This is a genomic window from Aeromonas hydrophila subsp. hydrophila ATCC 7966 (assembly GCF_000014805.1).
In the GTDB taxonomy this organism is placed as follows: domain Bacteria; phylum Pseudomonadota; class Gammaproteobacteria; order Enterobacterales; family Aeromonadaceae; genus Aeromonas; species Aeromonas hydrophila.
The window spans coordinates 1,640,884-1,654,143 of sequence record NC_008570.1; the positions used below are offsets into that span (position 1 = coordinate 1,640,884).

Annotated in this window: 13 protein-coding genes; 4 read left to right on the forward strand and 9 right to left on the reverse strand. The window is 64.0% G+C overall.

The window, feature by feature from the left end; genetic code table 11:
* Positions 1-4: 4 nt before the first annotated feature.
* From AHA_RS07550 to AHA_RS07565, 4 genes are all read right to left on the reverse strand, one after another.
* The gene (locus AHA_RS07550) at positions 5-1,351 is read right to left on the reverse strand and encodes an MATE family efflux transporter (RefSeq protein WP_011705398.1); all 1,347 of its coding nucleotides are present in this window, start codon (positions 1,349-1,351) and stop codon (positions 5-7) included.
* A 146-nt stretch (positions 1,352-1,497) separates the two neighbouring features.
* On the reverse strand, positions 1,498-3,321 hold the full coding sequence (locus AHA_RS07555; RefSeq protein WP_011705399.1) for a SulP family inorganic anion transporter: 1,824 nt from the start codon (positions 3,319-3,321) through the stop codon (positions 1,498-1,500).
* A gap of 70 nt (positions 3,322-3,391) precedes the next feature.
* Positions 3,392-4,012, reverse strand: coding sequence for a nucleotidyltransferase family protein (locus tag AHA_RS07560; protein WP_011705400.1), 621 nt, complete (start codon positions 4,010-4,012; stop codon positions 3,392-3,394).
* The gene (locus AHA_RS07565; protein ID WP_011705401.1) at positions 4,002-4,259 is read right to left on the reverse strand and encodes a GNAT family N-acetyltransferase; all 258 of its coding nucleotides are present in this window, start codon (positions 4,257-4,259) and stop codon (positions 4,002-4,004) included. Before AHA_RS07565 ends, AHA_RS07560 begins: the two co-directional genes overlap by 11 nt.
* Before the next feature lie 134 nt (positions 4,260-4,393).
* Here AHA_RS07565 and cysM point away from each other — a divergent pair, with 134 nt between their 5' ends.
* Both cysM and AHA_RS07575 read left to right on the forward strand, forming a co-directional pair.
* Positions 4,394-5,299 carry a cysteine synthase CysM gene (gene cysM, locus AHA_RS07570; protein ID WP_011705402.1) on the forward strand — a complete coding sequence of 302 codons (906 nt, stop codon included), beginning with the start codon at positions 4,394-4,396 and terminating at the stop codon, positions 5,297-5,299.
* A 165-nt stretch (positions 5,300-5,464) separates the two neighbouring features.
* The gene (locus AHA_RS07575; protein WP_011705403.1) at positions 5,465-5,746 is read left to right on the forward strand and encodes a hypothetical protein; all 282 of its coding nucleotides are present in this window, start codon (positions 5,465-5,467) and stop codon (positions 5,744-5,746) included.
* A gap of 33 nt (positions 5,747-5,779) precedes the next feature.
* On the opposite strand, the gene AHA_RS07580 is transcribed toward AHA_RS07575, so the two are convergent.
* Genes AHA_RS07580 through AHA_RS07595 form a run of 4 tightly spaced genes read right to left on the reverse strand, consistent with a single transcriptional unit; the run spans position 5,780 to position 9,521 of the window.
* Positions 5,780-6,964 (reverse strand): iron-containing alcohol dehydrogenase, encoded by a 1,185-nt coding sequence (locus tag AHA_RS07580; protein ID WP_011705404.1) that lies wholly within the window; start codon positions 6,962-6,964, stop codon positions 5,780-5,782.
* Positions 6,965-6,981: 17 nt separating this feature from the next.
* Positions 6,982-7,497: an SCP2 sterol-binding domain-containing protein gene (locus AHA_RS07585; protein WP_011705405.1), complete on the reverse strand. Its 516-nt coding sequence runs from the start codon at positions 7,495-7,497 to the stop codon at positions 6,982-6,984.
* The gene (locus tag AHA_RS07590; RefSeq protein ID WP_011705406.1) at positions 7,478-8,080 is read right to left on the reverse strand and encodes a TetR/AcrR family transcriptional regulator; all 603 of its coding nucleotides are present in this window, start codon (positions 8,078-8,080) and stop codon (positions 7,478-7,480) included. Before AHA_RS07590 ends, AHA_RS07585 begins: the two co-directional genes overlap by 20 nt.
* A 10-nt stretch (positions 8,081-8,090) precedes the next feature.
* Positions 8,091-9,521, reverse strand: coding sequence for a coniferyl aldehyde dehydrogenase (locus AHA_RS07595; RefSeq protein ID WP_011705407.1), 1,431 nt, complete (start codon positions 9,519-9,521; stop codon positions 8,091-8,093).
* A 211-nt stretch (positions 9,522-9,732) separates the two neighbouring features.
* On the opposite strand from AHA_RS07595, the gene AHA_RS07600 reads away from it, so the two are divergent.
* Positions 9,733-10,026 carry a hypothetical protein gene (locus AHA_RS07600; protein ID WP_005299095.1) on the forward strand — a complete coding sequence of 98 codons (294 nt, stop codon included), beginning with the start codon at positions 9,733-9,735 and terminating at the stop codon, positions 10,024-10,026.
* 58 nt (positions 10,027-10,084) lie between these two features.
* On the opposite strand, the gene AHA_RS07605 is transcribed toward AHA_RS07600, so the two are convergent.
* Positions 10,085-10,534, reverse strand: coding sequence for a C40 family peptidase (locus AHA_RS07605; protein WP_011705408.1), 450 nt, complete (start codon positions 10,532-10,534; stop codon positions 10,085-10,087).
* Positions 10,535-11,388: 854 nt separating this feature from the next.
* Here AHA_RS07605 and ahh1 point away from each other — a divergent pair.
* Positions 11,389-13,254 carry a hemolysin Ahh1 gene (gene ahh1 / locus AHA_RS07610; protein WP_011705409.1) on the forward strand — a complete coding sequence of 622 codons (1,866 nt, stop codon included), beginning with the start codon at positions 11,389-11,391 and terminating at the stop codon, positions 13,252-13,254.
* The last annotated feature ends 6 nt before the right edge of the window (positions 13,255-13,260 follow it).

Consider the following 13,260-nt stretch of genomic DNA (forward strand, 5'->3'; position numbering starts at 1 on the left):
CCGCTTATGTTTCAACAAGAATTTTGTTTTGCCAGCGACGACTGCGCCAGCGCCAGAACATGGCCAGACCGCGCACCCACTCGTCGCAGGCGAGCGCCAACCAGATACCGACCAGTCCATAACCCTGCATGATACCAAGGAAATAGGCCAGTGGAACGGCAATCCCCCACATGGAGACGAGCGCCATGTAGAGCGGGAAACGGGCGTCCCCGGTGGCGCGCAGGGCGTTGATCACCACCAGATTGAAGGTACGGCCGGGTTCCAGAATGAGGCTTATCAAGAACAGCTGCGCCACCTGGGTGATGATGTCGGCATCATCGGTGAACAGGCTGATGATGGTGCGGCCGTTGAGGGCCGCCAGCAAGGCGATGAAGGCGGTGACGATGAGCCCCAGTTTCAGGCTTTTGAGCAGCTGGCGGTAGGCCTGCTCGAAGCGGCGAGCCCCTGCCAGGTGGCCGATGATGATCTCGTTGCCAAGGCCGATGGAGAGGCCGAACAGCAGGATGAACAGGCAGATCTGGAAGAAATAGGACTGGGTCGCCAGCGCCTTGTCGCCGAGCAGGCCGACGAAGGCGGTCACCACCATGAACTGCAACATCCAGGAGAGGTTCTCGCCGGCGGCCGGCAGGCCGATGTGCAGCACCTTGCCCAGCATCAGCCGGCTGGGTTTGACGATCTCGGGCAGGCGCAGCCGGATGCCGGTCTTGCGCGCCACCAGCCACACCAGCAGCACAACGCCGACGATGCGACCCGCCACCGTGCTGATGGCGACCCCGGCCACCCCGAGCTGGGGCAGGCCGAACCAGCCGTAGAGCAGCAGCAGGTTGCCGACGAAGGTGATGAGGTTGACGATGAGGGTTACGTACATCGCCTGACGGGTGTGGCCGTGGGCGCGCAGGGTGGCGGCCAGGCAGAGCGCCGCCGCTTCCGGCAGCAGGCACAGTCCGATGATCTGCAGGTAGAGGGTGGCATCGCTCATCAGGTTGGCGGGCAGATTCATCAGCGCCAGCATGGTGCTGGCCCCGGCGATGACGCCGACGGCGGCCACCAGCCCCACCAGCAGGTTGAAACCGATGGCGGTGTGGATGACGACGCGCGCCTTCTCCTTGTCACCGGCCCCCAGATACTGGGTGATCACCACGCTGGTGCCGATGCTGACGAAACTGAACAAGGTGATGGCGAGATCGAACACCTGGTTGCCGACCGCGAGCGCCGCCACCCCCTGATAGGAGACGTGACCCACCATGAAGGTGTTGAGGGCCCCGGTCAGAAAGTGCAGGGCGAGATCGATAAACAGTGGCCAGGTCAGGGAGAAGAGGGTGCCCGGACCTGCGTGGGATTGAGTTTGCATGGGGTGTCCAAATACTGGGGATGGCCCTCGTCAGCGCCATCTGGACGGGCATTTAACACCAAGCGGGGGCGAGGCGCAATCGTGGCGGTGACCAAGAGGAGGCAGAGAGCGCGGGCCCTGCCACCATGGGCAGGGCCCGCACTGGATCAGGCCGGGGTAGCGCCCGCCTCCTGCTCAGAGGGGAGCGTGAGGCGCGCCGAATCGGGCAGAGCGTCATCCTGGGGCCAGCGCGAGAGAATGGCCTCGGTGGTGCTCTCCACCACCTCGTCATCCTTGAACACCGGCTCGCGGTAGCAGCGGGTCATGCGCAGCGCCTGATACATGTCGGGGCAGAGGATGATCCCCTCGTCGCCGACCCGGATCCCGGCCTGCTTGAGCCACAGGCTCATCTGGCCGTGGCGGCCGGCCATTACCATGTGGATGCCGCGTCGTTTCAGATCCTTGTGCAGCTCCCCCAGCATGCTCATCACGCTGATGTCCTGATGGGTGAAGCAGGCCACCGCATCCACCACCAGGCATTTGGGGCTGTGGGGATCCTGCACCAGCAGCGCCAGTACCCGCCGTTTGAAGTAGGGGGCGTTGAAGTAGGTGAGCGGCGAGTTGAAGCGATAGACCAGGATGCCGGGAATGGCCTTGGCCTGTTCGTTGTCCCCCAGAGTGCGTACGACCCCTTCGTCGTCCATGCCGAGCAGCTGGTCGGTGGGGCGCATCACGTTGCGCAGGAACTGGAACAGCCCCAGCAGCACCGCGAGGGTGATGCCCGGAATGACCCCCATGGCCAGCACGCTGATGAAGGTGATGAGCGCCAGCCAGAAGGCGGAGCGATCGGAGTGGCGCAGCGCCCACAGACCGCGAAAGTCGGTGAGCGACAAAGACGCCATCACCAGCACCACGCCGAGGGCGGCGGTGGGGATGTATTGCAGCGGCGCCGTCAGGTAGAAGGTGACCAGGGCGATGACGGCGGCGGCGATGATGGAAACCAGCTGGCTCTTGCCGCCGTTGGCGTCGTTGACCGCGGTGCGTGAATCCGCGCCGCTGATGGCAAAGCCCTGAGAGGCTGCCGCCGCCAGGTTGGCCATGCCGAGGGCCCGAAACTCCTTGTCCGCATCTATTTCGTAGCCGTTCTTGGCGGCGAAGCTGCGGGCGGTCAGCATCATGGAGACGAAGCTCACCATGGCCAGGTTGAGCGCCGGCAGCACCAGCTCCCGCATCAGGCCGGGGGGAAACTCCGGCAGCTGGAAGGCGGGCAGGCCGGAGCCGATGGCGCCCAGGGTGGCGATGCCGAACTGGCCGAGATCGAGCGCCCACACCAGTCCCGCCGTCACCACCATGGCCACCATGGAGGAGGGCCAGGCCGGCTTGAAGCGCTTGGCCAGCAGCAGGGTGAGCAGGGCGGTCAGGCTCATGGCCAGGGTGGGCAGATGGGTCTGGGTGATGTAGCTGGCACCGCCGGCGATCCGCTCGATGAGGTAGCGCTCGCTGAAGGTGAAGCCGAAGATCTTGGAAAGCTGGCCCACCATGATGGTGATGGCCACCCCGTTGAGCAGCCCCATCAGGATCGGGCGGGAGAGAAAGTCCGCCAGCACCCCCAGCTTGAAGCGGCTGGCGATGAGGCACCAGAAGCCGGTCATGGCGGTCATGGTCATTACCAGCTGCCAGTGGCGGGTGGCATCCCCGGCGGCGAGGGGGGTCACCACGGCGGCGATCACCGCGCAGGTGGCGGCGTCCGGGCCGACGATGAGCTGACGGGAGGTACCGAACAGGGCGTACACCAGCATGGGCAGGATGCAGGAGTAGAGGCCGACCAGCGGCCCCACCCCGGCCAGCTCCGCATAGGCGATGGCCACGGGCAGGGCCACCGCGGCCACCGACAATCCAGCGCGCATATCCGGCATCAGCCAGGCCCGCTGGTATTGCAGCAGGGCGGCGAGGCCCGGTAGCCAGCGTTCGAGTGAGAAGAAGTCGCGCATTATTTAACCCATTGAGTTACAAACAGCTTTTCCTTAGTGTGCCCAAGGTTATCGAAACATTGCAATCAGGTTATGGCCAGTTCACCACCAGGTCAGGCCACAGCCGTTGCCACTCCTTGGCCTTGACCCGCTCGGTAAAGACCCGGCGCTCCTGGCGACAGCGCGGGTTGGGATCCACCTGCAGGAACCAGTTGGGGGCAAAGCCGTAAGGGGCCAGCCACTCGAATGAATCGTCTGCCAGCAGCCGGACCCCGATGCAGGTGGGCACCTCCACCCAGTGGCTGAGGGCCGAGAGCGAGCTGGTGAAGGGGGGCACCAGCTGGCGCACATGCATGCGGGCCTGATTGCGCACCTCCCACTGCTGGCCCGGCACCCTGGCGGCGAGCCAGGCTTCGTGTTCGGCCTCCTGCAATCCAGTGGGATCAGCACTGTCCAGATAGATGAGATCGATGTCGTTGAGGGCGGTCGGCACCGATTTGCGGTGCAGGTGATCCCAGATGAGGTTGCGGATAAAACCGGCCCCCAGCGCCCAGTCGGGCAGTGCCAGTTCACGGGCGGCCCGCAGGCAATCCATGCGCTGCTCATCGGCCCGCAATAGGGCTTCGGTTCGTGCCTGCAGGTCGGCTTCCAGCGCGCTCTGGCGAGCGTGCGAGGCTGGCGTGCTGTGACGCGTCTGGGTGTCAGCCGGCATTGCGGCGCAACCAGACGTCGATGTAGCTGCAGCTCGGCACTATGGTGAGCCCTTCGGCCTGGGTCCAGCTGTAGAAGGTGCGCGCTAGCTGATCGGCGATCCCCTGCACCCTGAGCTCGGGCGGGACGAAGGTGCTGTAGGCGTCGATGGTTTTGGCGTCGAGCCGCCGGTAACGCAGCCTGGACTCCTTGCCATCCACCACACAGATGAATTGCTGCTGGTTGGCCTGATGAATGATCTCGCTCATGCTTGCTCCTCGGTACGGGGGATGGGGTTATCTGACCATGTTGGCGCCCCTTTGCCAACTGTTCGGGGTCGCTTACACTGCGAGCCCGGCCGGGTACATACCCGCTAGCCAAGGTATAGAACAGTTCACGAAGGATGGATCCCATTATGGCTTTTGCCACGCTGGAAGAGTTGATCGGCAATACCCCCCTGCTGGCGCTGCGTCGCATCAATCCCCACCCCGGTGTCACCCTGCTGGTCAAGCTGGAGGGCAACAACCCGGCCGGCTCGGTCAAGGACAGGCCGGCGCTGAACCTCATCAAGTGCGCGGAGGCGAGTGGTCACTTAGCGCCTGGGGCCCGCCTCATCGAAGCCACCTCCGGCAACACCGGCATCGCGCTGGCCATGGTGGCGGCGGCGCGGGGCTACCGGATGCGGCTCGTCATGCCAAATACCATGAGCCAGGAGCGGCGCGATGCCATGCAGGCCTATGGCGCCGAGCTGGTGCTGGTGGAGGGCGGCATGGAGGCTGCGCGCGACCTCGCCCTGGCGATGCAGGCGCGGGGCGAGGGGCTGGTACTCGATCAGTTCAACAATCCGGCCAACCCGGATGCCCATTACCTCTCCACCGGCCCCGAGATCTGGCGCCAGAGCGAGGGGGCGGTCACTCACTTCGTCTCGGCCATGGGCACCACGGGCACCATCATGGGGGTCTCCCGCTACCTCAAAGAGCAGAACCCGGCGGTGCAGGTGATCGGCCTGCAACCGGCCGAGGGGAGCCAGATCCCGGGGATCCGGTGCTGGCCTGCGGCCTATTTGCCGGCCATTTTCGAGCCTGCCCGGGTCGATCGGGTGCTGGACGTGACCCAGCAGGAGGCGCTCGCCATGATGCGCCGGCTGGCGCGGGAGGAGGGGATCTGCTGCGGGGTCAGCTCGGGGGGCGCCGTGGCCGGCGCGCTGCGGGTGGCGGCAGAGATCAAACAGGGAGTGGTGGTGGCCATCATCTGCGATCGGGGAGATCGCTACCTCTCCACCGGGGTGTTTAGCGACGAGCAAGGCTGAGTGCTTGCGTCAGCGTGATGATTAACGTGATATGTATCAACAGCTTGCTGATACATTGCACTGTGTACCCCTTGTAACAATCAACACCGTTGGCAGGGTTGATTCCATTTGCCTCCTGTTTGACACTCGGCGCCCTTGGTTGACCGATGCAAACAGGAGCGTCCCATGATCTTGCCTTCCTCTCTTCGTCTTTCTCTGTTTGGCCTGTGTCTGGCCACGGCGGGTTGTACCGTCGAACCCTATGCCTATCAGTGCGGCGACAAGCAGTGCTCGGTGATTGATCACCAGGGGCAGAAACACGAGCGGCCGCTGGACGAGGTAAAACCCGTCTGGGAGCGCAAGCAGGAGCGGGAAGAGGCCGTGCGCCGCAACAAGGAGTCCATCTGGCGCGAAAAAGCGCCCGAAGATCGCGGCAACTACGGCGCTGGCGCCACCATCAGCTGGTAACAGGAGGCCCCGCGATGCGGGGCCTCTGTCTGATTACTCCCAGGCCAGCTCGAGCAGGCCGAGCAGCTGGGTGCGGTCGGCATCCTTGCGGTTGTAGAGCAGGGCGCCGTCGTTGATGGCGAGATCGCGGATCTCGGGCAGCAGCGCCTTGTCGGTGACGCCGGCCTCGCGCAGGGTGCGCGGCAGCTTCACCGCCTGCCACAGGGTATCGCGCAGCGCCTGCAGCGCCTCGATGGCGGCCTGGGGCCGCGCGGCGGCCGGGGTTGCGGCAAAGCGCTCGGCCCCCACCAGCGGCAGCAGCAGGCGGGCCAGCTCGGGATCGATGCCCGGCCGGTTGTAGTCGAGCACGGTGGGCAGGAAGAGGTTCATGCACAGGCCGTGGGGCAGGTGGCAGCGGGCCCCCAGGCTGTGGCCGAGGGCGTGTACCAGCCCTACCATAGAGTTGGAGAAAGCCATGCCCGCCAGGGTGGAACCTTCCGCCAGCTGCAGCCGCAGCCGCTTGTCCTGCGGGTTGCTCAGTACCTGGGGCAGAGCGTTGGCGATCTTCTCCACCGCCATCAGCGCCAGGGCGTCGCTGACCGGGTTCTTGGCATTGCCGATGAAGGCCTCGATGGCGTGGGTCATGGCATCCATGGCGGTGGCGGCAGTGATGTTGAGCGGCAGCCCCTGGGTGAGGCGCGGATCCAGCACCGCCAGCTGGGGCAGCAGGAAGGGGGAGGTAAAGGGCACCTTGCGCCCGCTCGCCTCGTCCTTGATCACCGCCACCAGGGTCACTTCCGAGCCGGTGCCCGCCGTGGTGGGCACCACCGCCAGCGGTTGCAGCGGCCGGGTCAGGCAGCCGGCGCCGGCGTAATCCAGCAGCCGCGTCCCCCCCATGGAGGCGAGAATGTTGACCGCCTTGGCGGTGTCGATGACGGAACCGCCGCCCAGTGCCACCAGGCTGTCACAGCCGAGCTCCCGGTAACGGGCCGCAATCCGCTCCACCACGGCGGTGGAGGAGTCGGCCGGGATCTCGTCCCAGATGGCGGCCACCGGCAGCTCCCCTTCGGCCAGCACCCCGGCCAGCAGGGTGGCGAGGCCGGTGCCGCTGACCCCCTTGTCGGTGAGCAGCAGCGGCTTGCGCGCCCCCAATCCAGCCAGTTCGCCGGCCAGTTGCTCCAGCGCCTGCTCGCCCGCCATCAGTTTGACCGGGCAGAAAAAATCGTAATAGCGACTCATGGTGCTCATCCTCTCGTTCAGCCGGTCAACAGACCCAGGTATATGTGGCAGGCCCGGCTCAGCTTGTGGCGTGGGCTCGGATAGTGGCGCAGCAGTGGCCGCGCGATGAAGGCCGGCAGGATCAGCGCCTGCAGCTGCTCCAGGGCCCGCACCAGGTGCATGGCGACGGTGAGATCCCCCTCCACCAGCAGGCGGTTCTCGCTGAACGCCTGATTGACCCCGAGCCGAAAGCTAAGGGCGCGAAAGGCGATGGCGGAATGCTTGAAGCGCACCCGCAGCGGATGCAGCCCGCCGGTGTCGGGCGCGGGGCCGCTCTGCCAGCGCCCAGCCGCCTTGTGAATGGTCAGGCCGTGGGTCATGCCGCTCACCTCCAGCCGGATGGTGAGCCCGTCCGGCAGGGGGGCGAGCTCCTGGCGCACCGCCTCGTCGATGCGGGCGGCGCGGCACAGGGTGCGGCCGATGATCCAGAGCAGGCTGCTGATCCACAGGCGACGACCCAGCGCCGCCAGAGTATCAAGGTGTCGGTTGTGCATAAGCGTGAACTCCCGAGATGGCGGACCAGAACAGGGCGAAGGCGCTGGCTTGCCAGTGGCCGTCCCGTCCCAGTTCAGGTTGGTCGACAAACAGCGAGGCGCAGGCCAGGAACTGGCCCTGGCACACCTCCAGCATCAGGGCCGGTGGAGCTTGCATCAATTCGCCGCTGGCCTGGCCCTGGGCCAGCAGGCGGGGTAGAAAACGCAGGGTGTCGCTCAGGATCTGGCTGCGCAGCGGGCGAGCCAGCAGGGGGGAGTGAAAGAAGCCCAGCACGAACTTGAGCTCGTGGGGGTGGGCCTGCATCCAGGCCATCGCCTGGCTCCAGTAGTGGCGTGCCTGCTCCTTGAGGGGCAGGGCGGCGTCGGCCTCGGTGATGGCGGCGCCAAGGCGCAGCTTGATGTCCTGGTAGAGGCTCTGGATCAGCACCTCCTTGCTGGGAAAGTGGTGAAACAGGGTGCCGTTGGCCACCCCGGCTGCCTTGGCGATGCGGGCGGTGGCGGCGCCCTGCAAGCCATCTTCGGCGCAGAGGGCAAGGGCGGCATCCAGGATCTGGCGGCGCTTGTCGGTCACGGGTGTGTTCATGCTGGTCTCGTCAGCGCAAAAACAGGGCCATCATCAGCCGCTGGTGCCAGCGCCGATAGGGAGGGTGCACCATGGTGCCGGTGCTGAAGCGTCCCCGGCTCAGCACGGTCTTGGCCTTGGAGAAGGTGAGAAACCCCTCGTGGCCGTGGTAGTGACCCATGCCGGAGGCACCGATGCCGCCAAAGGGCACGTCGTCGGCCGCCACCTGGAACAGGCTGTCGTTGATGGCCATGCCGCCGGAGTGGGTCTCCCGGATCACCTTGTGCTGCAGGGCGGGGTCCAGGCTCATCAGGTAGAAGGCGAGCGGGCGGGGCCGCGCGGCTATGTAGGCGAGCGCCTCGTCCAGCGAGTCATAGGGCACGATCGGCAGCAGCGGGCCGAAAATCTCCTGCTGCATCAGCTGGCAGTGGTTCGGCACTTCGGTCAGCAGATGGGGCAGCAGGCGATGGGCGCCATCGTCCCGGGCCGGGCTGCCACAGGGATGTATCTGGGCGCCAGCCCGCTCGGCTTCAGCCAGCCAGCTGGTGAGCCGTTCATACTGGCGGCCATTGATGATGGAGCCGTAATCCGCGCTGGCCAGCCCCTGGGGATAGAGGCGGGCGAAGTGATCGCGATAGGCCTCGACAAAGGCCTGCTCCTGACCGCGCGGCAGCAGCACATAGTCGGGGGCGACGCAGATCTGGCCGGCATTGAGGCTCTTGCCGAAGATCATCCGCTCCACCGCCAGCGCCAATGGCATGTCGGGGGCGATGAGGCAGGGGCTCTTGCCGCCGAGCTCCAGGGTGAGCGGGGTGAGCTGGGGGGCCGCCGCGGCCATCACCAGCCGGCCCACGGCGGTGGAGCCGGTAAACAGCAGGTGGTCGAAGGGCAGGGCGCTGAAGGCGGCCGCCACCTGGGCGTCACCTTCAATCACCATTACCTGGCGCTCGTCGAAGACGCCGTCCAGCAGCTCGCGCAGCACCCGGTTGGTGTGGGGGGTGAATTCGGAGAGCTTCAGCATGGCGCGGTTGCCGGCGGCGATGGCGCTGATGAGGGGGCCGAGGCTCAGCATCACCGGGAAGTTCCATGGCACTATGATGCCGACCACCCCGAGCGGCTGATAGAACACCTCCACCCGGGCCGGTGCCAGCAGCAGGCCGGTGTGGCGGCGGTGCGGGCGCATCCAGCGCTTGATCCGTTTCTGGGTGTAGTTGATCTGCATGACGCAGGGGAGGATGTCGGCAATCATGCTGTCGTAGTCGCTGCGCTGGCCATAGTCTTTGGCCAGGGCATCGCACAGCGGTTGCTTGTGGGCGATCAGGGCACGCTTGAGCTGGCTGAGATGGGCTCTGCGCTCGCTCAGACTCGGCATGGGATGTTGGTGACAGGCGTCTTTGAGTCTGGCCAGTCTGGCCGGGAGCGACAGCTTGTCGGTGGCCTCCTGCAACTGCATTGCTTCCATGGCATACCCCGCTGGTTAGGGACCGACTGATTGGTCGGTCTAAATCTAGCGTCTTGTTAACTGGCTGTAAAGTTTTGCCCGTTGGCTTAGGATGGGGCGCGGATGACTCACCCGGCGACTGTGCTGGCCTCCACACTTTCGTGGATTTGGGGTTGGTGAATTATCCAATAAGGGGTAGTTTTTGGCTATCAACCGACAAGGAGAGAGTGTTATGACCAGGGAACTGAACAGCTTGTTGGCCCGCCTGGAAGATGTGGTCGAGCGGATGCCGGATTGCTTCAACACCTATGAATTTGCCCAGAAGCTGGCGCTGCAGCATCAGCGCGAGTTTTTTGCCGCGGGTCACTCCCTGGCCGAACAGGAGGGGCGCCTGCTGCGGGTGCTGCACGAGAAGATTGCCGAGGCCCTGGCTGGCAGCGACAAGGTGATAGAAGGGGCGCTGTTGCCCTGCGTGACTCCCTGGGGCGAGCGGGCCACCTCGCCGCGCTGGCACCGCAAGCACTGAGCCATCCGTTGAATCAACAACAACAGGGCCCGTCGCGGGCCCTGTTGTTTTATGGCGGTCACTGGGTGAGGCGGCGCGCCTGCCAGTAACGGCTGTTCCAGTAGACGTTGTCGAGGCGCGAGCGGATCACCCCCTTGCTGGTGGAGGCGTGGATAAACTCCCCGCCGCCGGTGTAGACACCGACGTGGTATTGCTGCCAGCCGGTCTTGAAGAAAACTAGATCGCCGTGCTGCAGCCGGTAGCGATCGACCGGCCGGCCCAGGTTGGCCTGGGATTCAGTGGTTCTGGGCAGGTTGAAACCCATCACCTGCTGGTAGGCGAGCTGGGTGAAGGCGGAGCAGTCGAGGCCGGCCCGATCCGAGCCGCCCATGCGATAGGGCACGCCGCGCCACTGCTGATAGAATCCTTCAAAGGCGCTGCTCTGCTGGCGTGGCGGGGCAGGCTCGGGTGTGCTGGAACAGGCGGCCAGCAACAGGGCCAGCAGGGGTAGCAGCCATTTGCAATCCATGGGGGCTCCTTCGAGACGACAACGTCTCCATCATAAACGGGGTTCGGGGCTCGAACATAGCCTTGCTTGCAAGAAACAGCCTCTGGCTACCCCAAAAGAGGCGAAAACGCAGAGGGTCATAATATTATTTGTATTCATTTGAATAATATTTGGCGATTATCTTGAATGAGTATTTCAATATTAAAGTAGTTATTCCAATCAGCCCGGTCATGAAATGATAATTAACCTTGTTGACGCCGCCCCGTGATCTGTGTCACGTTCTGTCTCAGGGTTAATTCGTTATGATGGTGCCATCAAATAAATGGCAAGGGACCCCGCCATTTTCACCGCCAATATGATGGCAGCACCACAAGATATCTCTGGGTATATTCCCGCAACTGGTTCACATAATAATATTCGGCCAATGACTGGCGTCGGCTGACAATATCACCAGACAGAGGAGGGCCATCCCATGATATCCGGTCCATAGCAGTGAGTGTTCCCTCGCACCAGGAGGCCTGCGCTATCAGGCTGTCGCACCATCGTTCAGGCCGATGGGCGCTACCGCCAAGCCAACGGGCACAGTGCGAGATGCAAGGCGCAGTCAGGCGACCTTGAGGGAAGATTGCCGTCAGAGCGCGACTCCCGTGTAATAGCATCGGCGCATGCCGAATCATCCACCTTAGATCGTATCGCGATCCTTGTTCTGTCAACAATAAATGCATTCGCCGCCACGCTGTTAATTCACGGCGAGAATAATGAATGTCATGACAGGCAAGCAGAATAACGCCCGGAAATATAACCGTGAATAATATGGTTATGCCGTATTCGTTCATTGTTTAAATAGCTTGGCGTGATTCGACAAGGAGATAACAATGAAAAACAAAAAACCACGCAAATTCATCACGCAAGCCCCCACTCTCAGTCTGCTCGCGCTGGCCTTGTTGGCAGGCAGCGTGCAAGCCGAAGATATTGGCGAACGTACTGACCAGGGCACCGCCATGCTGGCCAGCCTGCAATCCGAACAGGGTCTGATTTACCTCAATGCCGATGTCTGGCTCAAGAGGCAGGGGGCGACGCCGCTCATGACTCGGGATCAGCTGCGCGAGCGGGTGCTGGCACGGGGCGAGCGTCTGTTCATCGATTTCAGCGCCGTCACCGACCAGAGCGAGCGGCAGCAGACCAGAAAGGCCATGGAGCAGCTGGCCGGCATCTCTTTTGATGCGGACTGGGTGCTGGTGTCCGGCTACAAGGGGGAGCTGCTGTTCACCCCGCTGGGAGGCGTCGATGACCCGGCCTTCTATCAGGTGATGGAGCGGGTCGAGAGCCTGGAAGGGCAGGGCAAGCGCCACAAGCGCTCGCTGACCCAGCCGCCTGCCGCCGAGGCTGGCCTGCCCCACGTGGCCTTCTACCTCAACGTCAACCGCAAGATCAGCGATGCCGAGTGTACCTTCCCGCGCTCGCGCACCTGGAGCCGGGGTGATCGGCTGTTCTGCGATTCGCCGAACATCTCGCTGGTTTACCGGGTCAACCTGGAGCGCTCCCTGCAATTTGGCAACACCGGCTCCGCCACGCCGGATGCCAAGATAGTGCGGATCTCGCTGGACGAAGAGTCGGCCGGTGCCGGCATCCAGCTCAACGAAGATCTCACTTGGAGCGAGAACATCGCGGACTACCTGCTGCTGGATGGCTGGGCCCGCGACTATGCCACCGATGCCATCGCCCAGGATTACCGCTTCAGTATCGAGGCGTCCAACACCAAGGCGGCGGTGCTCAAGAGCCTGCCGACCAACCTCAACAGCAAGTACGAGCATCGCGAGATCTCGGGTTTCGAGGTGGGGGTCACCGGCGGGGTCGAGGTGAACAAGGATGGGCCCAAGGCCAAGCTGGAGGCGTCGGCCAAGTTCAGCCAGCAGCGCCAGCTCGCCTACAACACCCAGGATTACCGGGTCGAACGCTCGGCGCCGAGCGCCCAGAAGGTGAGTTTCAGCTGGGTGCGCGATCAATACGCGACCGCGGAGTCCCTGCTCTCCTCCAAGACGGCCACCGTCTGGGGCATGGGCTACGACGTGGATCATAACCGCATCCAGCCGCTCAGCTACAAGGGGTTCGTGCCGAATCTGGACGTCATCTATAAGGCGGCACCGGACGAGACGGGCAGCACCGAGTTCAAGATCGACTCTTCGGTCAACATCCGCCCCATCTACACCGGCATCTACAAGCACTACTACGTGGTGGGGGCCCATGTCTCCTTCCAGGGCTTTGAAGATACCGACAAGCGCAGACGGGTGACGGCGTCCACCAGCTTCAAGGTGGACTGGAACCACCCGGTGTTTACCGGCGGTCGCCCGGTCAACCTGCAGCTGGGGGGCTTTGACAACCGCTGCCTGAGCGCGGATGCCAACCATGGTCTGAGCGCGGTAACCTGTGACGAGACCTCGGCCGCCCAGTCTTTCATCTATGACCAGTACGGCCGCTATGTCAGCGCGCAGGATACCCGCCGCTGCCTGGACGGCAACAACCTCGGCCAGCTGCAGAGCTGCAGCCTGAGCCTGGGTCAGCGCTGGGAGTGGAAAGCGGACAGCGATGCGCTCAGCAACCTGAGTGCCCATCAGCTGCTGGGTCATGACAAGCAGAGCGGGGCGCTGGGGCTCTACGACGAGAATGGCAATCCGCAGAATGTGAGTGTACGGACCCTGACCTCCTACACCCGCATCTTCGGGCCACCGGCCAGTCACTGACAGAGC